This is a genomic window from Synechococcus sp. F70.1 (genome assembly GCF_047502745.1).
Lineage (GTDB): Bacteria > Cyanobacteriota > Cyanobacteriia > Thermostichales > Thermostichaceae > Thermostichus.
In genome coordinates, this window is the sequence record NZ_JANSJL010000034.1 from 36682 (window position 1) to 62641 (window position 25960).

Annotated in this window: 27 protein-coding genes and 1 tRNA gene; 16 read left to right on the top strand and 12 right to left on the bottom strand. The window is 59.3% G+C overall.

The features are described 5' to 3' along the window. Positions 1 to 5: 5 nt before the first annotated feature. Positions 6 to 1112 carry an N-acetyl-gamma-glutamyl-phosphate reductase gene (gene argC, locus NW860_RS02235; protein ID WP_414512130.1) on the bottom strand — a complete coding sequence of 369 codons (1107 nt, stop codon included), beginning with the start codon at positions 1110 to 1112 and terminating at the stop codon, positions 6 to 8. 214 nt (positions 1113 to 1326) lie between these two features. Between argC and NW860_RS02240 the strand changes: the two genes are divergently transcribed. Continuing rightward, complete coding sequence (locus NW860_RS02240) at positions 1327 to 1611, top strand: hypothetical protein (protein ID WP_414512132.1); 285 nt, start codon at positions 1327 to 1329, stop codon at positions 1609 to 1611. Here NW860_RS02240 and NW860_RS02245 read toward each other — a convergent pair. Together NW860_RS02245 and NW860_RS02250 are read right to left on the bottom strand one after the other, a co-directional pair. Continuing rightward, positions 1608 to 2336 carry a 2-phosphosulfolactate phosphatase family protein gene (locus NW860_RS02245; protein ID WP_414512149.1) on the bottom strand — a complete coding sequence of 243 codons (729 nt, stop codon included), beginning with the start codon at positions 2334 to 2336 and terminating at the stop codon, positions 1608 to 1610. The genes NW860_RS02240 and NW860_RS02245 overlap by 4 nt on opposite strands. Before the next feature lie 25 nt (positions 2337 to 2361). After that, the gene (locus NW860_RS02250; RefSeq protein WP_414394872.1) at positions 2362 to 3135 is read right to left on the bottom strand and encodes an ABC transporter permease; all 774 of its coding nucleotides are present in this window, start codon (positions 3133 to 3135) and stop codon (positions 2362 to 2364) included. Between the two features lie 59 nt (positions 3136 to 3194). On the opposite strand from NW860_RS02250, the gene purS reads away from it, so the two are divergent. Together purS and purQ are read left to right on the top strand one after the other, a co-directional pair. Then, on the top strand, positions 3195 to 3452 hold the full coding sequence (gene purS, locus NW860_RS02255) for a phosphoribosylformylglycinamidine synthase subunit PurS (RefSeq protein WP_414512134.1): 258 nt from the start codon (positions 3195 to 3197) through the stop codon (positions 3450 to 3452). A gap of 65 nt (positions 3453 to 3517) precedes the next feature. Then, on the top strand, positions 3518 to 4195 hold the full coding sequence (gene purQ, locus NW860_RS02260) for a phosphoribosylformylglycinamidine synthase subunit PurQ (RefSeq protein ID WP_414405290.1): 678 nt from the start codon (positions 3518 to 3520) through the stop codon (positions 4193 to 4195). On the opposite strand, the gene NW860_RS02265 is transcribed toward purQ, so the two are convergent. The 3 genes from NW860_RS02265 to psbB form a co-directional block, all read right to left on the bottom strand. Next, the gene (locus tag NW860_RS02265; protein WP_414405289.1) at positions 4192 to 4599 is read right to left on the bottom strand and encodes a response regulator; all 408 of its coding nucleotides are present in this window, start codon (positions 4597 to 4599) and stop codon (positions 4192 to 4194) included. The genes purQ and NW860_RS02265 overlap by 4 nt on opposite strands. 163 nt (positions 4600 to 4762) lie before the next feature. Further along, entirely contained in the window at positions 4763 to 4861 is a 99-nt protein-coding gene (locus tag NW860_RS02270) for a photosystem II reaction center protein T (protein ID WP_414394880.1), read from the bottom strand. Between the two features lie 85 nt (positions 4862 to 4946). Then, positions 4947 to 6479, bottom strand: a complete 1533-nt coding sequence (gene psbB, locus NW860_RS02275) for a photosystem II chlorophyll-binding protein CP47 (RefSeq protein ID WP_414394881.1) — start codon at positions 6477 to 6479, stop codon at positions 4947 to 4949. Positions 6480 to 6830: 351 nt separating this feature from the next. Between psbB and NW860_RS02280 the strand changes: the two genes are divergently transcribed. From NW860_RS02280 to cobS, 8 genes are all read left to right on the top strand, one after another. Further along, entirely contained in the window at positions 6831 to 7127 is a 297-nt protein-coding gene (locus NW860_RS02280; protein ID WP_414394882.1) for a 2Fe-2S iron-sulfur cluster-binding protein, read from the top strand. Positions 7128 to 7205: 78 nt separating this feature from the next. Beyond that, a complete protein-coding gene (gene psbM / locus NW860_RS02285) occupies positions 7206 to 7313 on the top strand; it encodes a photosystem II reaction center protein PsbM (RefSeq protein ID WP_414394884.1) in 108 nt (35 codons plus the stop codon). A 342-nt stretch (positions 7314 to 7655) separates the two neighbouring features. Beyond that, positions 7656 to 9500: an NAD(P)H-quinone oxidoreductase subunit F gene (locus tag NW860_RS02290; protein ID WP_414512137.1), complete on the top strand. Its 1845-nt coding sequence runs from the start codon at positions 7656 to 7658 to the stop codon at positions 9498 to 9500. 18 nt (positions 9501 to 9518) lie between these two features. Continuing rightward, complete coding sequence (locus NW860_RS02295) at positions 9519 to 11012, top strand: NADH-quinone oxidoreductase subunit M (protein ID WP_414394888.1); 1494 nt, start codon at positions 9519 to 9521, stop codon at positions 11010 to 11012. Between the two features lie 58 nt (positions 11013 to 11070). After that, positions 11071 to 12381, top strand: a complete 1311-nt coding sequence (locus NW860_RS02300; RefSeq protein WP_414394890.1) for a CO2 hydration protein — start codon at positions 11071 to 11073, stop codon at positions 12379 to 12381. Between the two features lie 125 nt (positions 12382 to 12506). Beyond that, entirely contained in the window at positions 12507 to 12971 is a 465-nt protein-coding gene (locus tag NW860_RS02305; RefSeq protein ID WP_414394892.1) for a fasciclin domain-containing protein, read from the top strand. A gap of 690 nt (positions 12972 to 13661) precedes the next feature. Then, complete coding sequence (gene rpoD, locus NW860_RS02310) at positions 13662 to 14867, top strand: RNA polymerase sigma factor RpoD (RefSeq protein ID WP_414394894.1); 1206 nt, start codon at positions 13662 to 13664, stop codon at positions 14865 to 14867. Positions 14868 to 14953: 86 nt separating this feature from the next. After that, on the top strand, positions 14954 to 15718 hold the full coding sequence (gene cobS, locus NW860_RS02315; protein WP_414394896.1) for an adenosylcobinamide-GDP ribazoletransferase: 765 nt from the start codon (positions 14954 to 14956) through the stop codon (positions 15716 to 15718). On the opposite strand, the gene NW860_RS02320 is transcribed toward cobS, so the two are convergent. Next, a complete protein-coding gene (locus NW860_RS02320; protein WP_414512141.1) occupies positions 15649 to 16662 on the bottom strand; it encodes a bifunctional riboflavin kinase/FAD synthetase in 1014 nt (337 codons plus the stop codon). The genes cobS and NW860_RS02320 overlap by 70 nt on opposite strands. A 24-nt stretch (positions 16663 to 16686) precedes the next feature. Then, positions 16687 to 17172 carry a CGLD27 family protein gene (locus tag NW860_RS02325; protein WP_414405280.1) on the bottom strand — a complete coding sequence of 162 codons (486 nt, stop codon included), beginning with the start codon at positions 17170 to 17172 and terminating at the stop codon, positions 16687 to 16689. 131 nt (positions 17173 to 17303) lie between these two features. Between NW860_RS02325 and NW860_RS02330 the strand changes: the two genes are divergently transcribed. Continuing rightward, a complete protein-coding gene (locus tag NW860_RS02330) occupies positions 17304 to 18323 on the top strand; it encodes an FHA domain-containing protein (RefSeq protein ID WP_414394900.1) in 1020 nt (339 codons plus the stop codon). Between the two features lie 58 nt (positions 18324 to 18381). Here NW860_RS02330 and NW860_RS02335 read toward each other — a convergent pair whose 3' ends face one another. Together NW860_RS02335 and NW860_RS02340 are read right to left on the bottom strand one after the other, a co-directional pair. Next, positions 18382 to 18603 (bottom strand): hypothetical protein, encoded by a 222-nt coding sequence (locus NW860_RS02335; protein ID WP_414394901.1) that lies wholly within the window; start codon positions 18601 to 18603, stop codon positions 18382 to 18384. Then, positions 18603 to 20459 carry a S8 family serine peptidase gene (locus NW860_RS02340; protein ID WP_414411764.1) on the bottom strand — a complete coding sequence of 619 codons (1857 nt, stop codon included), beginning with the start codon at positions 20457 to 20459 and terminating at the stop codon, positions 18603 to 18605. The genes NW860_RS02335 and NW860_RS02340 overlap by 1 nt, the downstream gene beginning before the upstream one ends. Positions 20460 to 20796: 337 nt before the next feature. Here NW860_RS02340 and NW860_RS02345 point away from each other — a divergent pair, with 337 nt between their 5' ends. The 3 genes from NW860_RS02345 to NW860_RS02355 all read left to right on the top strand — a co-directional run bounded on the left by NW860_RS02345 (position 20797) and on the right by NW860_RS02355 (position 23437). Continuing rightward, positions 20797 to 21492 (top strand): TPM domain-containing protein, encoded by a 696-nt coding sequence (locus NW860_RS02345; RefSeq protein WP_414395147.1) that lies wholly within the window; start codon positions 20797 to 20799, stop codon positions 21490 to 21492. A gap of 114 nt (positions 21493 to 21606) precedes the next feature. Then, positions 21607 to 21679 (top strand) — tRNA-Thr (locus NW860_RS02350). Between the two features lie 168 nt (positions 21680 to 21847). After that, positions 21848 to 23437: a DUF6930 domain-containing protein gene (locus NW860_RS02355; RefSeq protein ID WP_414512145.1), complete on the top strand. Its 1590-nt coding sequence runs from the start codon at positions 21848 to 21850 to the stop codon at positions 23435 to 23437. A 5-nt stretch (positions 23438 to 23442) separates the two neighbouring features. On the opposite strand, the gene thiL is transcribed toward NW860_RS02355, so the two are convergent. Then, positions 23443 to 24402 carry a thiamine-phosphate kinase gene (thiL, locus tag NW860_RS02360; RefSeq protein ID WP_414512151.1) on the bottom strand — a complete coding sequence of 320 codons (960 nt, stop codon included), beginning with the start codon at positions 24400 to 24402 and terminating at the stop codon, positions 23443 to 23445. 139 nt (positions 24403 to 24541) lie between these two features. Then, entirely contained in the window at positions 24542 to 24949 is a 408-nt protein-coding gene (gene atpC, locus NW860_RS02365; RefSeq protein ID WP_414394905.1) for an ATP synthase F1 subunit epsilon, read from the bottom strand. A 250-nt stretch (positions 24950 to 25199) separates the two neighbouring features. On the opposite strand from atpC, the gene NW860_RS02370 reads away from it, so the two are divergent. Continuing rightward, the gene (locus NW860_RS02370) at positions 25200 to 25832 is read left to right on the top strand and encodes a Crp/Fnr family transcriptional regulator (protein WP_414512147.1); all 633 of its coding nucleotides are present in this window, start codon (positions 25200 to 25202) and stop codon (positions 25830 to 25832) included. Positions 25833 to 25960: the final 128 nt, after the last annotated feature.

Here is a 25960-nt window from a genome sequence, read left to right on the forward strand (position 1 = left end):
TATAGCTAGGGGTAAAAGGCAAGCTGCGGTAAGCCCAAGGTTTCCGGCCACCCCATCATTAGGTTGAGGCATTGCACCGCCTGCCCGGCCTGTCCCTTCATGAGGTTGTCGATTACCGACAGGACAATGACTCGGTTGGTGCGGGTATCCACTTCCACCCCGATCATGCAGGTGTTGGTGCCGGCAACCCACTTGGTTTGCGGGTAAACGCCGCGGGGCAGCACCTTGACCCAGGGGGATTGGCGATAGAAGGCGTTGTAAATGGTGATGAGATCTTCGCCCACGAGGCCGGGATCCCGCAGGTTGGCGTACAAGGTGACGTGGATACCCCGCACCATCGGCACGAGGTGGGGCGTAAATTGTACAGTGATGGGAGTGTGGGTGAGGTCACTGCAGGCCTGCTCGATCTCGGGCGTGTGCCGGTGTTGGGCCACGCCATAGGCCCCCAGAGAGCCATCTACCTCGGCAAATAGGGATCCCAGCTTGGGGGTGCGGCCCGCGCCAGAGACGCCGGACTTGGCATCGAAAATAAGGCTGTCCAGCTCCACCAACCCCTGCCGCAGCAGGGGGGCAACCGCCAACAGGGAGGCGGTGGGGTAGCAGCCGGGGCAGGCTACCAGTTGGGCTTGGGCAATGGCCTCCCGGTAGAGTTCTGGCAGCCCGTAGACCGCTTGCTCGTTGGCCTGGCGATAGGCAGGGCTGGGCCAGTTGGGATCCGTCTGCCCCAGGCGATACCAGGATTGGTAGGTGGCCAGGTTGCGAAAGCGATAGTCTGCCGAGAGATCTAGAACTTTGCACCCTCTGGCTAGCAAAGGCGGCGCCAAGTCTGCTGCCAGGCCATTGGGCAGAGAGAGGAAGACAACGTCGCTGCTGGCGGCAATGGCCTCCACATCTACCGGCTGGATGGTCAAATCCACCGCTTGGGCCAGGTGAGGGTAGAGATCCCCGTAGCGTTTGCCGGCGCTGTCTTGACCGGCCAGGTAGGTGATCTGCACGCCGGGATGCTCGCTGAGCAGCCGCACCAACTGCACCCCTCCATAGCCGGAGGCCCCGACGATGGCGACGCGGACAGGATTGGTGGGAGGAAGAGAGTGAGGCGCCGTAGTGGCCATGGGGGCTGCCTGTGCAGAATTGCAAAACTGACGGTTTGCCTTACTATTTATCGCATTTGCCGCTGCCTTGGTTGAACTCACCTGCTCTGTTGGGCTCAGTGTTGCCTGAGCCGGGAGTTATACTGGGCTCACGCGAGCCGCCCAAGCCTCGGCAGCCGCCTTGGCTGTTGAGGTCTTGCCCAGGGATGTTCCCTACCTCGTCGGGAAGGGTTGTATGTACTACGAACAATTAATCAACATGATCCTGCGAGCCCGCGGCCAAAGCAGCTGTCACGGCCTGGATCAGGAAACGTTGACCCTCTACTCCGAAGGCCCCTACACCCTCTACAAGCTCACCTCCCATTTCGACCGCCGCTCCATTTTTGTTTTGGCCCAAAACCAGCAGGAGGTGTTTGTCTCCGGAGATGCGTTTCACAGCAAGTTGATCCCGGGAGAATGGCAGGAGTGGCTGCACCAGAAGGCTTTGGCTGTTGCCGCCGAGACACCCCAGGCCAGCTAGCCGGCGAGGGCCAAAACGCCGGGCTGAATCTGCCGGGGCACCACTGAGAGCCGATCCAACTCCGCACAATAGGCCAGGTCCCTGTCGCTTTCAGGGCTAATGGCCAGTAGCCGCTGCCCATGGCTGGAGCGCCGCAACAGGCCCAGGAGATTGTCTTGCCAAGTTTGGTAGAGGGCCAGGGCGGCCACTGCCTCGTCGTTGCCCAACTGCTCCTCCGAACAGCCCAGGCGATGCAAAATGGCTCCGGCACAGGCGGTGTCTTCCAAAGCAAAAGCCCCCTCCCAGCCAGCTCCCACCAGCCACACCTCGGCAAAAGCTCCTTGCCTGAGAAACTCCACCACTGCTCCCAAGTTCACCAGGGCTGCTGTGATCAACACCGGGATCCCTTCTAAGCGCTGAAGGGTGCGGGTGCCGTTGGTGGTGCTCATGAAGATGCGCTTGTCCCGCACACGCTCCGGCGTATACTCGCGGGGGGAGTTGCCTAGGTCAAAGCCCGCCACTGTTTTGCCGCCTCGCTCCCCAGCTAAGAGCCGTTTGGAGGCCGGCCAGCTTTGGCTGGTCGTTTGCAAGGGTTGTAAATCGGCAAACACCTGCACGGCCTCTGCCCCTGCGGCCAGGGCTGTGGCAATGGTGGTGGTGGCCCGCAGCACATCAATGGCCACCGCGCAGACTGGGATCCCTGACGAGGGGACTTGCTCAGGGGTGTGGAAGTGGAAAAATCGCATGAGAGAAGGATCCACCGAGAGCTTATTAGAACTCACGCCGGGCAAACACCAGCGCCGTCAAAATGAGCAGCAAAACGGTGTAGATCAGGCCGTAAAGCGCATCGCCAAGAAGCTGGGTGGGCGGGGGAATTTGTCCGTAAACGGCAGCATCTCTTAGGTTAAAGCGCTCCAGATCTGGCAGGACTAAGTAGATTACCTCGAACACCTTGCCGAAGCCTGTGTCTTCCACTAGCTTGCTTAACTGCAGCAGGGCACGGCTCGTGTGGCCCATAATGAACAGGGCAATGGTGTAGAGGGTAGCCAAAATCGGGGAGGTAAAAACCCCAAACAGCAGCGCTGCTGCCACAATCAGCACCAGTTCCAAAAAGGTAAAAACTGTTGCCCAGAGAACGGCCCAGGGGGAAATGGGGGCCTGCACCACCCGCAGGCTGAGCAAAAAGACGGCCGTCATCATTGCTAGCAGCACCGACAGCAAAGCCGACAGGCCCAGATGCTTGCCGACAATAAACTCCGCCCGGCTCATGGGTTTGGCAATCAGCACGTAGACCGTGCGCCTCTCGATCTCTTTATTGACCAGCCCCGTGCCGACGAAAATGGCCACCACCAGCAACAGGAAGTGGATGGCGGCCAGACCCAAATCGGCAATGATCTTGTTGTGGGCCTGGTTGGCTACCTGGGGAATCAAAACGATGGCCCCCAGCATGGCCACCGCAAACACCATCACCAGATAAAGAACGCGATCCCGAATGGTTTCCCGAAAAACATTCTGGGCAATGGCCACGACACGCCCTGCATCCATAGGCTGGCCTCAAGCGAGCGACAACCGGCTATACACTTGTAGAAGCCCAGCTTCATTCTATGCAGTTCCAGGCCCAGATTCGGATCCACCTGCGCCCCTCGGTACTGGATCCTGCCGGGGCTGCTCTCCAGGCTAGCTTGCATCAGCTAGGGCATACCCAGGTGCAGGGAGTGCGCATTGGCAAACACATCCAGCTGCGGCTAGAGGCCCCTGACGCCAAAACTGCCCGAGAGCAGGTGAGCAAGCTGTGCGAGCAACTGCTGGCCAATCCAGTAATCGAGACCTATCAAATCCAAGTGGAGCCTCTAGAGGGCTGATCTCTCACCAAGAAGCTCTCTCGCTCCAGCCCTCACCGCTTTTGCCTTCGCCCCAAGGGATCCCCATGGCCAAGGTAAGGTTTGGCATTGTTGTTTTTCCTGGCTCCAATTGTGACCGCGACGTAGCCTGGGTAACCCGCGGCCTCTTAGGCTGTCCGACGCGACTCATCTGGCACCGGGAAACCGATTTGTCAGGGCTGGATGTGGTGGTGCTGCCGGGGGGATTCAGCTATGGAGATTACCTGCGGGCGGGCGCGCTGGCCCGTTTTGCGCCGGTAATGGGGTCTCTAGCCGAGCACGTAGCCCGGGGGGGCTATGTCTTGGGCATTTGCAATGGCTTCCAGATCCTGACAGAGGCGGGCTTGCTGCCGGGGGCGCTGCTGCGCAACGCTAATCTGCACTTTATCTGCGACCGAGTGAGGATCCGCGTGGAGCGGCCAGATCTGCCCTGGACAAGCGCCTACCCCCCGTCAGCCCTTGTAACCCTGCCGATTGCCCATGGAGAAGGGCGCTACGTCTGCGAGGCCGACACCCTGAAGCAGCTGCAAGATGGGGGTCAGATTGTCTTCCGCTACGATCCCGTTGCCCCCAACGGCTCGGTGGATAACATCGCCGGCATTTGCGATCCCAGCGGTCGCATCCTCGGCTTGATGCCTCACCCAGAACGCGCTGCCGACCCCGATTTGCCAGGCCAGGATGGGATCCCTTTTTGGCAGTCGATTGTGCAAAGCCTGTCCAGTTAGCCCTGCTGAGCCTGCGCCAATACCTGGCGCACTTGGTTCACCATCTCCTCGTGATCCACGACTGGCTTGGCAATGTAACCATCGGCCCCACTCTGGGCCAAAAAAGTCTCCCGGTCGCCCCGCATGGCGTGGGCCGTTACCAAGAGGATAGGAATGGAGCTGGTGCGGGGATCCCCCTTAAGCAGCTGGGCAATGCGGATCCCGTCCACTGCCTCGCCGCGAAAGGTGCTCTGGGAGAGGGAGACATCTAGCAAAATGACGTCTACTTCACGGGCTTGGGCCAGCTGCAGAATCTGCTCCACATCCTGGCTGTGAAGAACCTCAAACCCACCCCGTCGCTGCAGCACCTTCTCGAAGACGCGGGCATTGGCCGGATCATCCTCTACCAGTAGCACCTTTGCCATCGTTCCCCTGGGCTCTAGAGCCCAGCTAGCACCAACCCCAAGCAATTGTAGCGATCCCCAGGCTAGTCTCGGGGCAACTGCCCTTGCCCAGGGATCCAGGCAATTGTTTGCGCGGCCTCCTAGCCTCAGACCCTACTAGCGTGGCGGACCCAACTGGTGGGGCTTACTTCTTAGGGATCTTGGGAGTTTCGCGAAAAGCAACAGCAAAAAACAGAAGGCCTAACGTCAAAAACAGGATAAAGGTGTAGAGGATGGTTTCCATAGCAACCTCCCATGGACTCTCTAGAGCCGCCAGCACCCTGTTCCCAAAGAGAGCCGAGTGCTGACGGCTAGGAACCAAGAAAGCTCTAGGCTTCTTGCACCTTGCGGGTGGTGGGATCCCCCACTTTTTGGAAGACGCCGAATTCCACCATCTCCTCACTCATGTTCGGGTCAATGCCAGCGAACACGTCGCGGAAGAGGGTACGGGCGCCGTGCCAAATGTGGCCGAAGAAAAATAGCAGGGCAAAGACAGCGTGGGCAAAGGTAAACCACCCGCGGGGGCTGGTGTGGAAGGTGCCATCGGCCTTGGGCGTTTCACGGTCAAACTCGAAGAGCCGACCCAACTGGGCCATGCGGGCATACTTCTTAACCGTTGGCGGGTCCGTAAACACCTGCCCGTCCAACTTGCCGCCGTAAAACTCCACCGTCACGCCCACTTGCTCAAAGCTGTAGCGCGACTCGGCCTGGCGGAAGGGAATGTCAGCTCGCACTACGCCATCGGCATCTCGCAGGATGACGGGAAACGTCTCAAAGAAGGTAGGCATGCGCTGCACCGTCAGCTCCCGCCCCTCACGATCCCGGAACACTGGGTGGCCCAGCCACGCGATGGCAATGCCATCCCCTTTGTTCATGGGGCCAGCCCGGAACAGGCCACCCTTGGCTGGGTTGTTGCCCACGTAATCGTAGAAGAGCAAGGACTTAGGCAGAGAGTTGTAAGCCTCGCTGAGGGTCATCCCAGCTTCCACGGCAGCATTGACGCGCCGGTTAATTTCCTGGTTGAAGTAACCGGAATCCCATTGGTAGCGGGTGGGGCCAAACAGCTCGACAGGTGTGGTGGCGCTGCCATACCACATTGTCCCGGCTACCACAAAGCCAGCAAAGAACACTGCTGCCAGCGAGCTGGAGAGCACGCTCTCTATGTTCCCCATGCGCAGAGCCTTGTAGAGGCGTTGGGGTGGACGAACCGTAATGTGGAACAAGCCGGCAATGATGCCGACGATGCCCGCGGCAATGTGGTGGGCCACCACCCCGCCAGCATTGTAGGGGTTAAACCCGGCTGGCCCCCACTCCGGCGCCACCGGCTGCACATGCCCTGTTGTGGCATAGGGATCGCTCACCCACATCCCTGGGCCAAAGACGCCCGTCAGGTGAAACGCGCCAAAGCCAAAGCAGAGAATCCCCGCCAGGAGCAGGTGGATCCCAAAGATTTTCGGCAAGTCCAAGGCTGGCTCACCGGTACGGGGATCCCGGAACAGCTCCAGATCCCAGTACACCCAGTGCCAGCAGGCAGCCAAAAAGAGCAACCCTGATAGAACGATGTGGGCAGCGGCTACCCCCTCAAACGTCCAGAAGCCTGGGTTGGCAACGCTCTCGCCATAGATGTTCCATCCACCCCATGAGTTGACCACTCCCAGGCGCACCATAAACGGCATGACAAACATGCCCTGGCGCCACATTGGATTCAAGACCGGATCCGATGGGTCGAAGATGGCTGCTTCGTACAGGGCCATCGATCCGGCCCAACCCGCCACCAGGGCAGTGTGCATCAGGTGTACCGCAATGAGGCGGCCCGGATCGTTGAGTACAACAGTGTGGACCCGATACCACGGTAGTCCCATAAAGCTCGATCCTCCACGTTTTCAACACTTGGGCAATATCCAGTCAAAAAGCGAAGCCGACACCCCCCTAGGTTCTGACCTGAGCAGTCCCTTCTAGCTTAAGGGGTGCCATGCCTACCTAACCTAAGGGCACACCCACTGAAAGTATTGCCGGCAGAATTTCCCTCCCAGAGATCAGACAGTATAACGAAGCGCAACCGACCTGAGTGGCTGCAGGCGGGATGCCCCTCATATTTGGCACCATCTTCCCCGATCTCTGGCCAAAGATTAAAAACATGACTTAAAATGTAACAATACTTAGCAACATCGCTCTTTCTTGGCTCAGTTCGAGCAAGGTTTTTTGGCAGAGCTATGGCAACGATTCGGTTTGTGAACGAGAACCGGGAGGTCGTCGTCGCAGAGGGGTCGAACCTGCGCCTGAAGGCGCTGGAGAACCAGGTTGACCTCTATAAGATGGTGGCCAAGCTGCTAAACTGCGGCGGCAACGGCCAGTGTGGCACCTGTGTGGTGGAGATTGTCGAGGGGGCTGAAAACCTCTCGCCACGCACAGAGGCAGAAAACCGCAAACTCAGGCGCAAGCCTGAGACCTATCGCCTCGCCTGCCAGACTAAGGTGCTGGGGGATGTTGCGGTGAGAACCAAGCCCTAGGGCTGGCTGGGTCGTTTGGGCAAGGCGCACCTGAGAATGGTATGCTAGCTGCCAGTTGGATTTGCCGCGTGCGGAGCGATGGAGACAAACTACCTGGGCATCTTGGCCACTCTTTTGCTTATCTTGGTACCTTCCATCTTTCTAGTAATCCTATACGTGCAGACTTCTAGCAAGTCGGAGAGCTAGTCGAGCAAGCTCTGGTTGCTCAGGGCAGGCAAAGGCCCTAGTAGAGCTGGCGGAAACCTAACTGGCAGTAGCCCCCAAAACTCGGCAGGGACTTCTACAGGGGGCTCTTTACTTTTTGCAACAGCATGCAGCTGCGGCTGAAGTGGCCTGCAGGCGGGATCCCTTAGGTGGGTCTTCCTGACTTCCCAGCGTTTTTTTGGCGGATAGACTTAAGTCTACGGTCTTCATCGGAAAACTTGACTTTTGTCTATCCTAGTTTGCCACTAGGATGCCTCTTAAGATTTTTTACAGAATCTCAGCCAGCGATGGGGTCAGGCGAGATCCCGGGTCGGAAGGAGGATTATGAGCTTGAACGGGCTGGTTACAACCGCATGGTTCATTCCCCTCTATGCGCTGGTGGGGTGGGGGGGAGCGCTGATCTGGTCCCCAGGAATCACCCGCCGCACTGGCCCTCGACCGGCGGGCTACCTAAATGCGCTGCTGACTTTGGTAGCGTTTCTGCACAGTGTGGGGGCGCTGGTGGCGATTTGGGATCAGCCGGCGCAGGTGATTCGGCTGCCCTGGCTGCAGGTGGGGGATCTGGTGGTGGAGCTGCCGCTAGAGGTCTCTTCGGTAACGCTGGGGGCCTGCGCTGTGGTGACGGGGCTGAACCTGGTGGCCCAGATCTACGGCTTTGGCTACATGGAGATGGACTGGGGCTGGGCGCGCTTCTTCTCCCTGCTGGGCCTGTTTGAGGGGGGAATGTGCGCCCTGGCCATGTGTGGCTCTCTGTTTTTTAGCTACGTCATCTTGGAGATTTTGACCCTGGGCACCTACCTATTGGTGGGCTTTTGGTATAACCAGCCGCTGGTGGTCACCGGGGCGCGAGATGCTTTCTTAACCAAGCGCATCGGCGACCTCTTGCTCTTGATGGGGGTTATTGCCATTTATCCCCTGACGGGATCTTGGGAGTTTGAGGACTTGGCGGCCTGGGCAAAGGCGGTGCAGGCAGGAGCCATCTCTGTGGATCCAACTTTGCTTGCGCTGGCAGGGCTGGGCTTGCTGGCTGGACCTGTGGGCAAGTGTGCTCAGTTCCCCCTGCACCTGTGGCTGGATGAGGCGATGGAGGGGCCGATCCCTGCCACAATCTTGCGCAACGCCGCGGTGGTGGGCACAGGGGCCTGGGTGTTGATCCGCCTGCAGCCGCTCTATGCTCTTTCCCCAACGGTGTTGCGGGTGATGCTGGTAATTGGGGGGCTGACGGCAGTGGGGGGAGCCTTTGTGGCCCTGGCTCAAATTGACGCCAAGCGGGCCTTGTCCTACCTGGTGAGCGCCTACATGGGCTTGATCTTTGTAGCAGTGGGCACCGGCCATGTCCAGCAAGCGTATCAGTTGCTGCTTACCTATGCGCCGGCGATGGCTTTGCTGGTGATGGCGCTGGGCATGGTGATCTGGAACAGCATTACCCAGGATCTGCGTTCTCTAGGGGGCTTGTGGTCGCGGCGTCCTATCTCAGGGCTGTGCTTCTTGACCGGAATGGCCGGAATCATCGCTTTGCCGCCTTTCGGTTCCTTTTGGGTGCTGACGGATCTGTGGCAGCAGTTGGTGCAGTCAGGGCAGGGGCTGGCGGCAACAGTTGTGCTGGTTACCAACGCGGTGACGGCACTGGGCCTAACCCGGGTATTCGGCCTTGTTTGGGGGGGTAAGCCACAGCAGATGAGCGAGCGCTCGCCAGAAGTGCATTGGCCGATGATGCTGCCCAGCACGGTCATGATGGGGGTGGTTCTGCACATAACCATGATCCTGGCGGCGCTGGGTTTGACGCCCACGCTGGAAGGGATCCCTGTTGCCCTGATGGCCGCATCCAGCCTGGTAGGCATGGGTTTGGGGGCAGTGCTCTACCTGCCGCGGGAGCGGCGGCCGGTGGACTGGGCTTTCTTGGCCGACTGGCAGGACCTATTGGCCAACGACTTCTACACTCCCAAGCTCTACCGAGCCAGTGTGGTGTTTGTGGTGCGCATCATCTCCGAGGTCACGGCGCTCTTTGACCGCTACGTGGTGGACGGCCTAGTGAATTTGACCAGTTTGGCGGTGCTGGCAGGCGGCCAAGTCCTGAAGTACACCACCTCCGGCCAGTTGCAGGCCTATGTGCTGACGATTGTGGCGGGGGTGGCTCTGCTGGGTTGGTGGTTCTCTAGGCTTGGGTAGGTCGAGGGGGTAAAGACCATGCTGAGTGCCTTGATTGGGTTGCCGATTTTGGGATCCCTGCTCCTGTTCCTGGGCTTGGGAGGGCGAAAGCTGGCGGTGGTCCTGGCCGGGATCCCGTTGGCCATCTCGCTGTTTCTATTTACCCGCTTTGACGTGCAGGCAACTGGCTTTCAGTGGGAGCAGCGGTGGGATTGGATCCCAGAGATTGGCTTGAGCTACTCCCTGGGCTTGGACGGGCTGTCTCTGTTGATGGTGGCCCTGAACGGGCTGCTTACCCTCATCGCCATCCTGACGGCTGAGCCAGAGGTGCAGCGTCCCAATCTCTTTTACGGCTGCATTCTGCTGATGAGCGGCTCGGTCAACGGGGCTTTTGCTGCTCAGAACCTGCTCTTGTTTTTCCTCTTCTACGAGCTGGTGCTGATCCCGATCTACCTACTTATTTCCATCTGGGGCAGCCCCAAGCGGGATTACGCCGCCATCAAGTTTTTGATTTACACCGCTGTCTCCGCCATCTTCCTGCTGGGGGCCTTTTTGGCTATCTACTGGCTTGGGGATCCCCACACCTTTGAGCTGGCTGAGATTCGCATCAGCTCTCTGAGCCCTGCTGCCCAAACTCTGGCGCTCTTGGCGTTGATGGTGGCCTTTGGCATCAAGATGCCGCTGGTGCCCCTCCACACCTGGCTGCCTGATGCCTACGGAGAGTCTTCTCCGCCGGTGGCGATACTGCTGGGAGGGGTGCTCTCCAAGTTGGGCACCTATGGTCTATTTCGCTTTGGGCTGCAGTTGTTTCCCCAAGCTTGGGCTGACCTGGCCGGGCTTCTGGCCTGGTGGGGGGCCATTGCCGTGCTCTCGGGAGCTTTGGCGGCTATTGCCCAAAAAGACATCAAGCGCATGGTGGCCTACAGTTCCATCGGCCACATGGGCTACATCCTGCTGGGCATGGCGGCGGCCACGCCGATTAGCTTGACGGGAGCAATGGTGCAGATGGTTTCCCACGGCCTGATTTTGGCGCTGCTGTTTGATCTGGTGGGCCTGGTGGAGCGCAAGGTAGGAACGCGGGATCTCAACGTGCTCAACGGCCTGCTCAATCCCCTGCGTGGCCTGCCCACGGTGAGTGCCCTGCTGATTTTAGGCGGCATGGCCAGTGCCGGGATCCCAGGCTTGGTGGGCTTTGTGGCTGAGTTCTTGATCTTCCAGGGCAGCTACCAAGATTTTCCTTTGCCCACTTTGATCAGCATCTGCGGCACCGGCTTGACAGCGGTGTATTTTGTGATTTTGCTCAACCGCACCTGCTTTGGCAAACTGGACAACCGCACCGCCTACTACCCACGGGTGCAGGGCTGGGAGCGGATCCCGGGCTTTGTTTTAACTGCCTTGATCGTCTGGTTTGGGATCCAGCCCATGAACTTGGTGAAATGGCCGCAACCCTTGGCGTTTACCCTCTCCACCCAAGTGGCTCAGGCCCAAACGGTTATCTTGGCCTCAGCCGGTAACCCGGATCATTCTCCCTAGCAACGAGCTCACCAGGTAGTCGGGAAACTCCCAGGAATTGAAGAGTTGGAGACTTTCCATGGCAACAACCCTAGTTGCACCTAAGCTACCTCCTTCCACTCATCCTTTTGCCGAGATAGTCCATCGCCTCGAGGCAGGGGGATCGATGCTGCCGGATACGCCGGAAAACTTGATGCAAATTATCGGCATCTACAAAGCCTATGCCATTCCGATGGACTTTTATTGGCGCGATCTGCTCTACATTGCCGAGCAGGTGTTTGTGGATCCCTTGCCCTTTTTTAAGTACATCATTCCCGAAGAGTATCTGAAGCTGGCCAACCACTACGCTGGAGATGATGCGGATCTGCGCATTTGGCGTGGTCCTGCCACGGCCCACCCAGAGCTCCTGGAGTTCATGGAAAAAGGGGAGCTCAAGCGCAAGCTGCCGCGGATCTTGCATCACCTCTGGCATGACCGCATCAACATGGAATTTGCGGAAGAGTGTATGCGGGCCATGCTCTGGCACCGAGATATGGGGGGCCTGCTGGATCCCTATATGGACTCGGAAGAATACAAGCAAAATGCCGACCGCGCCATCCGCGCCTACTGCCAAGGCAACCCCCTGTTGATGGGGCTATACAAGCTCTTCCCAGACATGTTTTTAGAGCTATGCCGCCAGGCCACCATGTACTCGGTGCTGGGCCTGTTTTGGGAGGTGATGGCCCCTGTCTTTCTTGAGATGAGCGATCTCTACGACGAGGGCAAAATTACCAGCGTGCCGGAGGCGATGAACTTCTTGGTCAGGGGGATCTTCGCCATTGCCGGACGGCCCATTTATCACCGGGTGCGCATCCGCGGAGAATGGTACGATATTGTGCCCAAATCCAAGGGATTTACCTGGCTATACGAGGCGGCTTTCCCCTACGTAGAGGCGGTGTTTTATCGCTCTTCTCCCTTCCGCGGCACCAAGTCCTATAACGCCCAGGCCAACCAAGTGCCCGTTAACCAGTTGGACTTTCACTACGGGGTTCTCTACGCCGACAAGTTTCCCGTGGCCAGTGCCGGGATCCCGCCGACGCTTTTGCACCAGGATATGTACCACTTTTTGCCCCAGTATTTAGTGGAGTATTACCGCAAGCATTGCCGCGGCGAAGATGACATGCTGATCCAGCTTGGGATCAGCTTTCAGCGCTCCATGTACAACGTCACCTCAGCCGTGATCCAGGCAGGTAGAGCAGCTTTTCTCTATCCTTTGGACGATCCCAATCCGCGACATTTGATGATGAACCGCCGTTACTTTGAGGGGCAACTCAATCGCTTCACCCGGCCGGAATACGGGATTCGAGAAGCAGCTCGCCTGGCCTACATTCAGGATCAGAACTATCGCTAGCCGACTTCAAGTCTAGGCATTGACTCTGCCCATTTTCAGTCGTATTCAGGCCAGGTAGCTCTGAAACTGCGCACCACTTTAACTTTCCTGTCATCCCAACTTCTAGCAAAATAAGGATTTTGGCCATGCCTGATATTGTCGATATTGCAGTTTCTACGGAGGGTTTCTCCACCCTAGTTACAGCCGTGAAAGCGGCAAACTTGGTGGATACTCTGAAAGGCCCTGGCCCCTTTACTGTTTTTGCGCCTACCGATGCCGCTTTCGCCAAGTTGCCTCCCGGCACCATTACCACCCTGGTGCAAAACATCCCTCAACTGACTCGCATCTTGTGTTACCATGTGGTGCCCGGTCGCCTGAAAAAGGCGGACTTGGCCAAGTATCGAAGTGTAGGCTCGGTGGAGGGATCCCCCATCGATTTGTTTATCGAAGGGGACGTGTTTGAGGTAAACAATGCTACCGTTATCCAGGCCGATATTGAAGCCGACAACGGCATCATTCATGTCATCGACACGGTGATCCTCATGCGGCCCCACTGGTTCTGGCCAATCCTGCGCTCTGCGGAAAAAGAGGGCCTAGCTAGCGCCCCCTGAAGCGACACCACCACCGGCAGGCAGATCCCCCACTGGGCAGGTTCCTGCTGCAAGGTATGGGTCTTGATGACCTAGAAAGCCTTGGTGGAGTTGCTCCACCGTCTCCGGCCCACCAAAATCGGCTCCTGGAGGACCCTCCGGCGCCCCGTCAAGTCGTAGGGATCCCTGACATCGGGATTGGAGCGTTGTGAGGCGGCGGGACAAAGTTTAGATTTTCTTCACCTGCCCCGTTGCTGTTTCCCCAAGGGCGGGCTAATTTAGGGAAGGCGTTTGGTGTGAACGGCTACAGCTGCCTGCAGGGATCCCTTGCCGGCGGCTGTGGTGTGCTCCTTCCTCCAAGCGTGGGGAGGGGTCGAGGTAGCCAGCCCTTCCAGGAGGCGCCTTGCCCTGCGCCAGGGAAGAGCAAAAGGTGGGCCTCCTCAATTTCGAGGGGGCTTGCCCGTCCAACAAGTTTTGCACCAGTTTCGTTGAGCCCCATGAGCCACCGTTGCTTCGAGAGTAACCCCAGCCCTTGGCTGTCTAGAAGCGGGCCAGCTTGCCTAGCGCGAGCGGGGTCTAGTTCTGCAGCTCTTGGCGCCCTAGAGCTAGCGTTCTGGGTTGCAGTGGACTTGGGACTTGCTGCTTTTGCCTTGGCGTCTAGAAGCTCTTAGTTGCCTCCAGTTTTGTGATTAGCGTCACGAGGAAATCAGCATGGTGCAAGCAAAAGAGTTGGTGACATCTGGTCAGACGGCTCTTCTCGACTCGGATCTGGAAAGCTCCTCTTCCATCCTCCTGGATGCAGACAATGGAGCGGATCCCCTCGAGTTTGAACTGGATGCCAGTGACCCTGAGGCTTTGGACGAGGAGGAGGGCGACGAAGAGTTCCTCGAGGAGGAGGATGAGGCTACTGCCGCCAAAGGGCATGCGAAACGCAAATCGGCTAGCAAGAAAAAGGTCTACACCGACGACTCTATTCGCGTCTATTTGCAAGAAATTGGGCGCATTCGCCTCCTGCGGCCTGACGAAGAAATTGAGCTAGCGCGAAAAATTGCCGATCTGCTGGAGCTAGAGCGCGCCCGTGAGGCCGTTTTCGAGCGAATGGGCCTCTGGTCCAGCCCGGAGGAGGTGCCGGAGGAGCTATGGGCAGAGGAAGTCAAAATGCCCTTGCCGGAATTCCGGCGGCGCCTACACCAGGGGCGGCGGGCTAAAGAAAAGATGGTGCAGTCCAACCTGCGGCTGGTAGTCTCTATTGCCAAGAAATACATGAACAGGGGTCTCTCCTTTCAGGATCTGATCCAGGAGGGCTCCCTGGGCCTCATTCGGGCAGCCGAGAAGTTTGATCACGAAAAGGGCTACAAGTTTTCCACCTATGCCACCTGGTGGATCCGCCAAGCCATCACCCGCGCCATTGCCGATCAATCGCGCACCATTCGCCTGCCGGTTCACCTCTACGAAACCATCTCGCGCATTAAGAAAGTCACCAAGCAGCTTTCCCAGGAGTTGGGCCGCAAGCCCACGGAAGAGGAGATCGCCACTCGCATGGAAATCACCATCGAGAAGCTGCGCTTCATTGCCAAGTCGGCTCAGCTTCCTATTTCCTTGGAGACGCCTATTGGCAAAGAGGAGGACTCGCGGCTGGGAGACTTTATTGAGTCGGAGGGAGAAACTCCCGAGGAGCGGGTGGCCAAGATGTTATTGCGGGAAGATCTGGAAAGCGTTTTGGCAACCCTCACCCCTCGCGAGCGGGATGTGTTGAGGCTGCGCTATGGGCTGGATGACGGCCGCATGAAAACCCTGGAGGAGATTGGCCAAATCTTTAACGTTACCCGAGAGCGCATCCGGCAGATCGAGGCCAAAGCGCTGCGCAAGCTGCGCCATCCCAATCGCAACAGCGTGTTGAAAGAGTACATCCGCTAGCCGGGCCTAGTTAGACCTGGCTGCTACCTTCCCAGATCCTGGGAGGCTGGATACCAGCTCCTCGAAGGGAAGAGGATCAAAAACCAGTGCGGCGTTTCTGGGCAGCTCTAACTTTCTACACCGCCTTGCCCCTAGGACGGGCAGCAGATCTGCAGTTTGAGGGCATCGCCGCCTGGCTGCCGGCGGTGGGTCTATGCCTAGGCGGGATCCTCTTTTTGGCCTCCCTCTTGCTTCAGGTTTTTCCAGCGGGAGTACGGGCAGCTTTACTGGTAGCGCTGTGGGTGGTGTTAACCGGGGGGCTGCACCTGGATGGGGTGGCCGATACCGCCGATGGCCTGGCGGCCAATCTCCACACCAGCTCAGAGCAGTCAGCCAGCAATTCCCACCGCCTCCAAGTGATGAGCGACAGCCACACGGGAGCCTACGGGGTACTGGCCCTAGGGCTGGTGCTGCTGTTGAAGTTTGCTGCCCTGAGTAGCCTACAAGTCTGGCCCCTCCTGCTCTTGGTGCCAGCCTGGGGTCGCTGGGGCCAACTGCTGGCCATTGCTCTCTACCCCTACTTGCGGGAGCAGGGATCCGCCCGCTTCCTCAAAGACTCCACCTCCCTGCCGGGATCCCTGTGGCCGGGCACCCTGCTCCTAGGGGTTACCACAGCCGGTTTGGGGGGAAGCGGGATCCTGGCCTGGGGGCCTCTGCTACTTTGGACGCTGGGCGCTGCTCTGGGAGCCTTGGCCGTGGGCCATTGGATCTACCGCCAACTGGGAGGACACACGGGGGATACCTACGGGGCTACGGTGGAGTGGTCTGAGGCAATAGCCCTGCTGTGGGGATCCCTGATTAAGCTCTCCTGAGGTCTCTCTTGCGCTGGGAGAGGAACCGGCTCCGCCAAGCCCAATTGTTGCCGAGCCTTCTGGCAATCCTGCTGGATTTGGTGGATCAAGTCCGCCACTTTGGGGAAGCGCCGCTCTGGGCGGATAAACCCCTGCAACGCCACCCGCACCTCCTGCCCGTAGAGATCGCCCCTCCAATCCAGCAGATGCACCTCAACCGTGTGCCGCAGCCCAGCAAACGTAGGACGGTAGCCGATGTTCATCACTCCTGGCAGAGCTCCCGCGGCAGCGGGCACCTCCACCCAGGCGCTGTACACTCCGTTGCGGGGCAAGAACTTCTCGGGCGGCAGGCGCAGATTGGCAGTGGGAAAGCCCAGCTCCCGTCCCCGGCGATCCCCTGGCACCACCTCTCCAATGAGCCGATAGGGACGACCCAAGAGCTCTGCGGCTGCTGCCACCTCCCCTGTAGCTAGGGCAGCGCGAATGCGGGAGCTGCTGACTCGCTTCCCGTTTAGTTGCACCTCCGGGATGACCTCTACTGGAATACGGCACTGGGATCCCCAGGCCTTCAGAGTTTGGGCGTTGCCGGAGCGGCGATGGCCAAAGCAAAAGTCCCAGCCAACGCTGAGGTGGCGAACGCGCAACCCTTGTTCAAGAACTGTCTGGATGAAGTCTTGGGGAGGCTGGCAAGCCAGGGCAGGGGTAAAGGGGAGCAGCACCACCTGTTCAAAGCCCATTTCAGCCAACAGCGCCAGCTTCTCCGCCGGCGGAGTCAGCAGCCATTGCTTTTGCCCCGTCAACACCTCCTGCGGGTGGGGATGAAACGTGAGAACCGTGCGCACCCCCTCTGGGGAGTCTCGAATTGGCTGCAGCACTTTCTGATGGCCCAGGTGCAAGCCATCGAAGTTACCAATGGCAACGGCAGTGGGCCGCAAGGCTTGAGCCAGATCAGAAGTTACATGCACCGCTTGGGATCCCCTTGGTTCTCCCTACCAGAGTGGCCAAAGCAAGGCCGTCAGGGCACTCAGCCCAACCACCCCCCACAAGCTGCGTCGCAGGCGCTGCAACACCGGCTCAACCTGATAACGGACAATGAGCCGATGCTGAGCCAGCTCCTCTTCCGATTTGACGTACATTGCCCCGTCGTACCAGCCGCTTTCTTCGTAAGGGATCCGCGGCTGCACCAAGCGCCGCCGCACGTGGGCCCAGCCCAAGTAGAGGTGGAGCAGCACTAGGCCTAGCAAGGCATTGGCTCCCAGGATCCATGCCAAGGTGAAGTGGCCCCAATCCCCGACAAAGCTGCCCCACACCAGTGGCAAAATTCCCACCGCAACCGCTCCCCACACACCCAGGAGCCGCCGTAAGTAGGGGAGCCAGGCCAGTGTTGGCCAGCGAAAAAGAAAAGCTTCCCTTAGCTCCGCATATTGCCGCAGAGGCTGCTGCTCAGCAGGAATGGGATGGGAAGGATTCGTCATAGGGCCTTAACATATCTACACAACATGATATTAGTTGGCCTGACGCCCGCCAAGCCCAGCCTAGCTGCGGTTCAAATGCAGGGGAGAGGGGTATCGTATTAGAGTGGGGTTGCCTTATCTCCTCTCCTACCATGAGCGTCCCAGGCGAACCTGCCGCTGCTCCCTACCTGATTCTCAGAGAGCCGGACGGCAGCCAGAGGAAGTACGTTCTTGCTGGAGCCACAGCTTGGACGCTGGGCCGCGATGAGGGCAACGCCATTGTCCTCAACGATCCCAGTGTCTCCCGCCAGCACGCCCTGCTGCAGTACTTGGATGACAACAGCATCTATCTCATCGATCTGGGCAGCCGCAACGGCTCGTTTGTTAACAATCGCCGCATCAGCATTCCCACGCTGCTGCAAGACGGGGATCGCCTTACCCTTGGCCAATCCCAGCTTGAGTTTCACAGCGGATCCCTGACTAGCCCAGAGCCCGGCTCTGCCGGCAGGCCCTCGGACACCCTGGTGCTGCAGACCCGCTGGCTCATCTCAGTGGCCGTGGTTGACGTACGCGGTTACGGACAACTGACCCAACAACTGGACGAGCGGCTGCTTTCCCAGGTGATGGGCGACTGGTTCCGGCGCGGCGGCGACATCATCCAGCAACAGGGAGGCAGCGTTGATAAGTACATTGGCGACGCCATCATGGCCGTCTGGTTCCATACACCCCATGCGGATCCCTTGCCAGCCGACCAGGCGGAGATCGAGCTTGACGTGAAGTCAGTTCTGCAGGCCCTGGTGAAGCTGTTCCAGATGACCGAACAACTGAATAGCGAGTTTCCCCTGCCCTCTCCCCTGCGCCTGGGAGCAGGCGTCAACACTGGCCCAGCCATCGTGCGCCAGGTAGGCAACACCACTCGCCAGGAGTACACGGCTCTGGGCGACACCGTCAACCTGGCCTTTCGCCTCGAAAGCGCCACCCGCACCCTCAACACTGACCTGGCCATCAGCCAGAGCACCTACGCCTACTTGACCCGACAACTAGGTCAGTCAGCCACTTGCTTCTCCCAGCAGGTGGTGGAGCTCAAAGGGTATGCCCGCCCGCACCAGGTGTACTGCTGCGATGTCCGCTCTCTGCAAGCAGTTCTCAGTCAAATCCCAAGCTCGGAGTAACTGCCGGCCTGGGGATGGCTGGCAGGGAGTACTAGGGTCCTCCCAGAGGTTCAGTTGGCTAGGGCTGCTTCCGGAAGCTTTTTACCTCCAAGACTGGACCCACCTGCGCTGTTGTTACCCAGTCTTCCCTCACCTGCCCCTGAATGGTAACCTGCAATCCCTCCTGCAGGAGCTCTTTGGGGGCGCGGAAGAGGGCGTAGTGCTGACCTGAAGGGAGCGTCAGCACCCACACCCCCCCCTCAATGTCGAGAAACTCAATGGTACCCCTGAATTCTTGCATCACTTCCTCAGAGCTAGGACGGTGCTGCTGGGCTGCAAATCCAAGATGGCTTGTGCTCCCAAGTAGGCCAGGCCCAGGCAGAGCAAGCCATTGAGGAGCAAGAAGGAGCGCCCCAACCAAGCAGAGGATCCAAGCCATAGTACCCCCTCATAGAACAGGGATCCCGACAGGAGCAGATGGGAAGCCACCCCCAGGCAGAGGCCGATGACCGCCCAGCGCCAGCGCCGATGGCCCAGGAGGAGCACCATCAACAGGCCAGGGATCAACACGCTGGCAAACAAGGGATCTAGGGCATTGGTCTGGGCTAAGGCGGTGCCTAGCTCTGGCAGGGAGCTGCCCAGCAGTTGCAAGGGCCAGCGGGGGAAACCCACAATGGCCAACCCTTGCAGGGGGAAGAGGCCAGCGCTGCCCAGGAGGATCCCGGACAATAGGGGCACTGTCACCGGTACGGGCTTGGGAGCCAGCCACCAGCGAATGAGCACCAGGAGGATGTAGCCACCTACCACCATCAGCAGCTTGGGCACCAGGGCAATTGCGCCCCCATCAAACCAGAAGCGAGGGTTGAGGTAGCCGTTGTCGTTTAGGTACTTCAGGAAGTCCTTCAGCCACAGCACCAAGGGGTTTTCCTCCTGCTGACCCCTGGCTCGGGCCAAGGCTCTGGCTGCGTCCAGCAGACCGGCGCCATAGAAGTTCTGTTTGTCGCCAGGTACTGGGGCAGCTGACATCTTGAGGATGGCCTCCACCTTGTCCGGATCCTTGATGCCCTGAGCCTGGATCAGCGCCGCCACGCCAGCCACGTGGGGGGCAGCCATGCTGGTGCCTTGGAAGTAGGCGAAGACCGGCTCGTCGGGGTTGCGGCGGTTGATGGTCTGTTGCAGGATGCCGTACTCTGGGTGCTCGGGCGTCTTGGCCCCACCAGGAGCAGCAATATCCACGCCAACCCCATAGTTGGAGTAGGGAGCTTTGGTGCCATCAGGCCCCGTGGCTGAGACGGCGATGACATGGGGATAGCGGGCTGGGTAGCTTACCTGGCTGGAGTTTTCGTTGCCAGCAGCTGCAACTACGGTCACTCCCTTGCTGTGGGCGTAAGCTACCGCCTCTTCCATCAAGCGAGCTGAGGCGCGACTGCCCAAGCTGAGGTTGATGACGGTAGCGCCATGGTCGACGGCATAGCGGATCCCTTCCACCACATCCGACAGGGATCCAAAGCCGTTGGCATCCAGCACCCGCACGGGCATGATCTTGGCCTTGAAGGCAACACCTGCCACGCCCAGGGCGTTGTTGGTGGACTGGGCAAGGGTGCCAGCCACATGGGTGCCGTGGCCGTTGAGGTCGGTGGGATCCTCATCGTCATCTACGAAGTCGTAGCCCTTCACAAATTCGGTCTGGGCCAGATCCGGCACCCGCGTCACCCCCGTGTCCACGACTGCCACCGTCACCCCTTCCCCTTGAGAAATCTCCCAGGCTTCGGGCATGCGGATGGCCCGTAGGTTCCACTGCTGGGAGTAAAGGGGATCGTTGGGCACGAAAGCGGCCTGGAATTGGTAGTTGGGGTGGGCATACTCAACGAGGGCTTCCCGCTGAAGCCGCTGGAGCAGCCGCCGGGTGGCCCTGGGATGAGTCGCCTCCCCAGTGGCTAGGTAAATAACCTCTTGGCGGGCAAAGGCACTGTTGCTGCTGGGTCGCAGCGTCAAGTTGTACTCTTTGGCAAGGGCAGCGATCTCACTAGGAGTAGCCGTGTTAACAAAGTTGATCACAATGCTGTCGTAGGGAGTGGATCCCTGGCCGCAGGCCGTGAGGAGTAGCGCCATCAGGCCGGCCCAGCAGAGACCCAACCAGCGTCTGAACTTCATCATGCACGCCCCCGGCATCCAAAATTGTTGCCACCAGTATGCCCTCTCGATGGGCAATTGACCAGAAAAGACTCTGCTGCCAACCCTTCCCGCAGCTACCTGGAAAACCCAGAAAGAACTCCCTCTAGCCAAATGTTGGCTTCCAGGGCATGATGGATCTGTAAGAACTTGAAACACTTCTTAACATCAGTTTTCAGGATTGGGTCTTTAAAGAGGGAGTAGCATGAGCATCCAGTGGCAAAGGGTACTTTGCTTTGGAGTGAGTCTTTGCCTAGGGCTATGGATTTGGCTGGGCGGGGGATCTCCCCTGTGGGCGCAGCCTGCCCTGCCAGTAGTGCCGATGGAGTTGCCTCAGCCGCCTGTTCCGGTTTTGGACTTGGCGGATCAGTTGAGCAGCAAGGAGGAAGCCGAACTGGCCGAGCACCTGAGCCGGCTGGAGGAAGAAACTGGCTGGAAGCTGCGGGTGTTGACCCAGTTTGACCAAACCCCGGGCCGCCAGGTGAAGGAGTACTGGGGCCTAAACGAGCGCAGCGTTTTGATGGTGGCGGATCCCCGGGGGGGCAACCTGCTGGCCTTCAACGTGGGGGATGCGGTGCGGGAGATCTTGCCGCGCACCTTTTGGATCGAGCTGCAGTCTCGCTTTGGCAACCAGTTCTATGTGCAGGAACATGGCGCCCACCGCGCCATTCTAGAGGCCGTTGAGGTTCTGGATCGCTGTTTTCGCCAGGGCGGTTGCCGGGTAGTGCCCGGGCTGCCGCAGGAGCAGTGGATCCTGACGTTGATTACCTCTATCTTGGGTGGGATTGTCTTTGGGTTTGCCGGCAAACCCCGCCAGGGAGAGGAGGTGTTTAACTGGCGCTGGGCTTTGCTCATCTCTCCCTTGTGGTTCATTTTGTTTGGGGCCTTTGGCCTTGGCCCAGTGGTTGCTCGCACCCGAGATTGGCTGCCAGTGGTGCGCAATATCTTGGGCTTTCTGGCCGGAGCTTTGGCTATTTACCTAGCTCCCATTCCACAGCCAGCAGAGGATCGGCAGTAGCTTCCTTGCCTCTCTCGGCTGTCAGCTCAATCCCCTGCCTGCTGCCCCCTAGCAACAAACTGGCAGGCGGGGACAACTTGCAAGGGAGGTGCTAGTATAATCCAGGTAGAACGGGCTGATGTAGCTCAGTTGGTAGAGCACTCGACTTGTAATCGAGCGGTCGTCAGTTCGAATCTGACCATCAGCTCTTTACTCGGGTTTGCTTGGCCATTGTCCCTAGCGGGGATCCAGCTTCTCCGGGCTCGGTTAGAGTGGCTGAGGGGGATCCCCCCTCTCAACTTGGCTGAGGAGAGAGGGATCCCTACCCAAGGCATCTGCTAGGCCTTTGGGTGGTTTTTGTGGTCTCGGGATGTCTATGTCGCGTCTGCCAGCCGCTACGGTTCGTCGACTGCAAAAGCTGCCCCAGATTCCTTCCGTGTGGGAAGGGGATCGCCACAGCCTGCCAAGCTCGCCAGTTGCTGGCTCCCAGCCTTCTCCCGGCGAGGGGGAATGCATTCTCTGGGTGGACGGCGTTCAGGGTGTGGTGCGAGCTATGGAGGTGGTGCCTGCTGGCTCTGGCACAGAGCCAATGGTGCGGGCCTTGATCGCGGCCATGGAGCGGCCCAATGCGGGCTTGCCAGCCCGTCCCCAGAAAATCGTCGTGCGCAACCGGGAGGTGCAGTTTTTCCTGCGCGGCATTCTGCACGAGCTGGACATCAAAGTGGAATACCAGCCGGAGCTACCGCTCATCGATGAGATCCTACAAAGCTTTGCCGAGGCTCAGGAGCAGATCCCCCCACCTTTGCCAGAAAACTACGCAGAACTCTTGGCTAGCAAAGCCTTTACCCTCTGGCAGGATGCCCCCTGGGAGTACCTTGAGGATCACCACATTCTAGCCATCGAGCTGCATCAGTGGGACGTCGAAACTCTCTACGTCTCAATCGTGGGACGGGCAGGAATGGAGTATGGGGTGATTTTTTACCGCTCCCTGCCCTCCCTCAAACAGTTTCGCCAGCAGGCCAGGCAAGCGGACCCTGATGAGATGGAGGAAGTCTTCCTGAGGCAGGACTGTCTCTACCTGACTTTTCAACCCCGCCATCCCGAACTGGAAGACTGGCCAAACTTGGACTTGGCAGAGTTGGATCCCGAGGACATCGAGCCGAACTTCGGCACCATCCACCCGCTGGAGGGCTTGCGCGGTGTTTTACAGGAAGAGGAGGCAGCAACCTTGGCCGTGGCCTTGGAGGCCTTGCATTGCTTCTTGAAGCAGTACCGCCGCAAGCTGGAAAAGGGCTTTCAACCTTGTCAGGGGCAGTATTGCGTTCCCAATCCCCAAGGGGAAGCCCTGTCGGTGCAGGTGCGCACCCTGCCTGAGTTGGCGGCAGAGCTGCTGGCATTAGAGGAAGAGAAACCCACCCAAGCTCTGCTCCGAGAGGATCTGTTGCCTGAGGGAGCGCAGCTTGGCCTGGGACTGCTGCCTTGGGCCACAGTGGAGGTGTTGCGCCGTGCAGGGCAAGTGCATCCTCTCCCTCAGAGCAAACTGGTGCAGAAGGGGGAGGGGCTGCCGGTGGTGATTGTGCGCACCTCTCGCTCTAAGGCCAAGCAACTGATTGAAAACCTGCGCGGCGAGGGGGGCCCCCAAGGGGTTTGTTTCAATACGGGAGTGGATCCCTTCGATGGCCATCGCTACGAGCTAGAAATTGTCCAGACGGGTAACCGCGACCTGCACTTGTTTGGCGAATTTCCCAAAGACGACCCCGTGCACTCAAGGGCTCGCAGGCGCTGGGAGCGGCGTTGCCGCGATACGGGGGGCTGCTGTGGTTTGGTGATAGCGATGGGGGCAAATTCCCACCAGCTAGAGCTGCCGGTGCACCATATTTTGGCCCTGTTTGAGATGCAGGCCCTCAGTCCCAAGCGCCTAGGGCTGGGTCCCTTGGTGCGTGTCAGCCGACACTTGCGCTTTTGAGCCGCTCAAAAATGCTGGAAGGCCTGCTGGCGGCTGAGGATCTGGCCGTTGTCTAGCCGCACCGTCCCCTGCGGATCCCAGCCAGTGACTTCGCCAATCCAGGCTGCCCCTGGCAGCTTTTCCAAGAGGTACTGGGCTACAGAGGGCTCAGCGCTGAGGAGCAGCTGAAAGTCTTCCCCGCCGTAGAGGGCCCACTCTAGGGCCTGGGCCGGAAAGACCTGCTGCAAAGCCTCTGAAATCGGGATCCGCTCCGCCTCGATCCTCGCTGCCACCCCGCTAGCCTGACACACCTGCACCAGGGCATCGGCTAGGCCGTCGCTAGTGTCCATGCCGGCAAGGCGCATAGGGTCAGGGATCGCTGCCAACAGCGGCAACAGATCCAGCCGCGGTTGTGGGTATTGGTGGGCCCTAATTAACTGCTGCTGGGCTGCCGGGACTATAGATCCCTGCTCAGGGTGAAGCAAGAGCTCCAGGCCAGCCCGCGCATCCCCATGGGGCCCAGTTACGATGAGCCAATCGCCCGGCTGCGCCCGCTTGCGCTCAATGGCCCGCCCTGGCTGCACCGATCCCAGCGCCGTAATGGCCACAAACCGCTGGGGCGAGCGGCACAGATCCCCTCCCACCACTTGGCATCCCCAGGGGGCGCAGCAAGCCTGGATTCCCTGGTAGAGCTCCTCCACCCAGGCCACTGGTGTGGAGGGCGGCAGGCCCAGGCCTACGAGCAACGAGTGGGGACGGGATCCCATCGCCGCCAAGTCCGACAAATTGGCAGTTGCCGCGCGCCAGCCCACGGCATGGGGCGGGGTGGTCAAGTTGCTAAAGTGAACTCCCTCCACCAAGACATCGGTGGTTACCACCAACTGTCCCTCGGGAACAGCCAGCACTGCGGCATCATCCCCCACCACCTGCGCAGGACAGTAGCGTTGCACCACCTGCAGTAGCCCCGCCTCGCCAATGGCTGAGATCGGGAGAAGCTGGTGAGAATCCTCGGGAGGATCAGAAAACAGAGGAGGCTTCTGGGGATGCACGTGGGCGGAAGGGTCTTGAGGATCCTACTCTGCTAACCTACGGGTAGCTAGCCTCACCTTAACCAAGAGGTATCCCCTAGCTTTTGGAACCCATTTCGGCAGCTTGGAGCAAAGCCCTGGCCCGTTGCTGATCCAACTGAGCCTGCAGGCGCTCCTGCTTGTCACTGCTAGTGTTCAAAACTTGGTTGGCCTTCTCCAAAAGAGCTTGAGCTGCAGCCTTGTCGACTTGTTCCCCTCGCTCGGCCCGGTTGACTAGAACCGTTACCTCGTTGTTTTCCACTTCTGCAAAGCCACCCATCACGGCAATGGCCGACCACTTGCCACCGGCCTTGACCCGCATCACGCCGTTGCCGATGGCTGTCAACAGGGGAGCGTGATTGGTCAGGATACCCAGCTGGCCTGAGGTGGCAGGGAGGATCACTTCCTCGGCAGGGGCATCCCAAACAACGCGGTCAGGAGTAATCACGCGAACCACCAGCGTCACGGCAGGTCTCCTGAAGCTTGAGCTTAGCTGTTTTTATCCTACCGGATGGCGGTTGCACCTAGCTTTGTCCGCTTCTGAGCCGAGGGCAAGACTTAACCCAAGCATAACCTCCTCTTTACTTCAGCGGGAAAGGCAAGCGATATGGTGTAGTCGAGAACACGGATCCTTGGTTCCAAGGCCGACTCTTGTTCTCTCTCAACAGGGGAAAGGCCGCCCGCTGAACCCAAGTTTGCTCCAGCAGAGCTAGCTCATGACGCCTGAAACGCCGCCCAGCCAGTATGTCAAACGGGAGCGTCAGCTCCTAGAAGACCTCTACCGAGGCCGCAGCCTATCTTCCTACAGCCCTCGCCAAATCATTCCTCTGCCGCCCGAAGAGTGGGTGATTGTCTGCCGGGGCGTAGTGCAGTTGAGTACTGTCCATGCCAACGGGAGTGAGGCCATTTTGGGCTTTGCCGTTCCCTCCATGCCGCTGGGATCCCCGCTGACAAAGTTGGATCCCTACCAAGCTAAGGCGTTGACGGCAGTTGACGTGCTGCGGCTGTCGGCAGCTGAGGTGGAAGCCTCAGAAACCCTAAGCCAGGGGCTGCTCAAGCAGTTGGTGCGGCGACTGCGCCAAACCGAAGCGCTGCTGGCTCTGGCCGGGCGGCGGCGAGTGGAGGATCGGCTGCGTCAGTTGCTCTCCCTGTTGGCAGTGGAGTTGGGATCCCCCATCGCGACGGGAGTGCGCCTGCAGGTGCGCCTTACGCACCAAGACTTGGCCGATACCATCGGCACTACCCGCGTCACCATCACTCGTCTTTTGAACCGTTTCCGCCAGCAGGGCTGGATCACGGTGGACAAAAACCACCATCTCATCATCAAGCTGGCCCAAACGCCGCTCTGAAAGACTTATACAACGCTGGACAAAAGCGGACTTTTGCTCCAGGTTGAGGCTTTCTTCCTACTTCCACGACCCATAGCTAGTGGCAGGCTCAACACCTACTACCCCGCCAGAGGGATCTCCACAGGCGT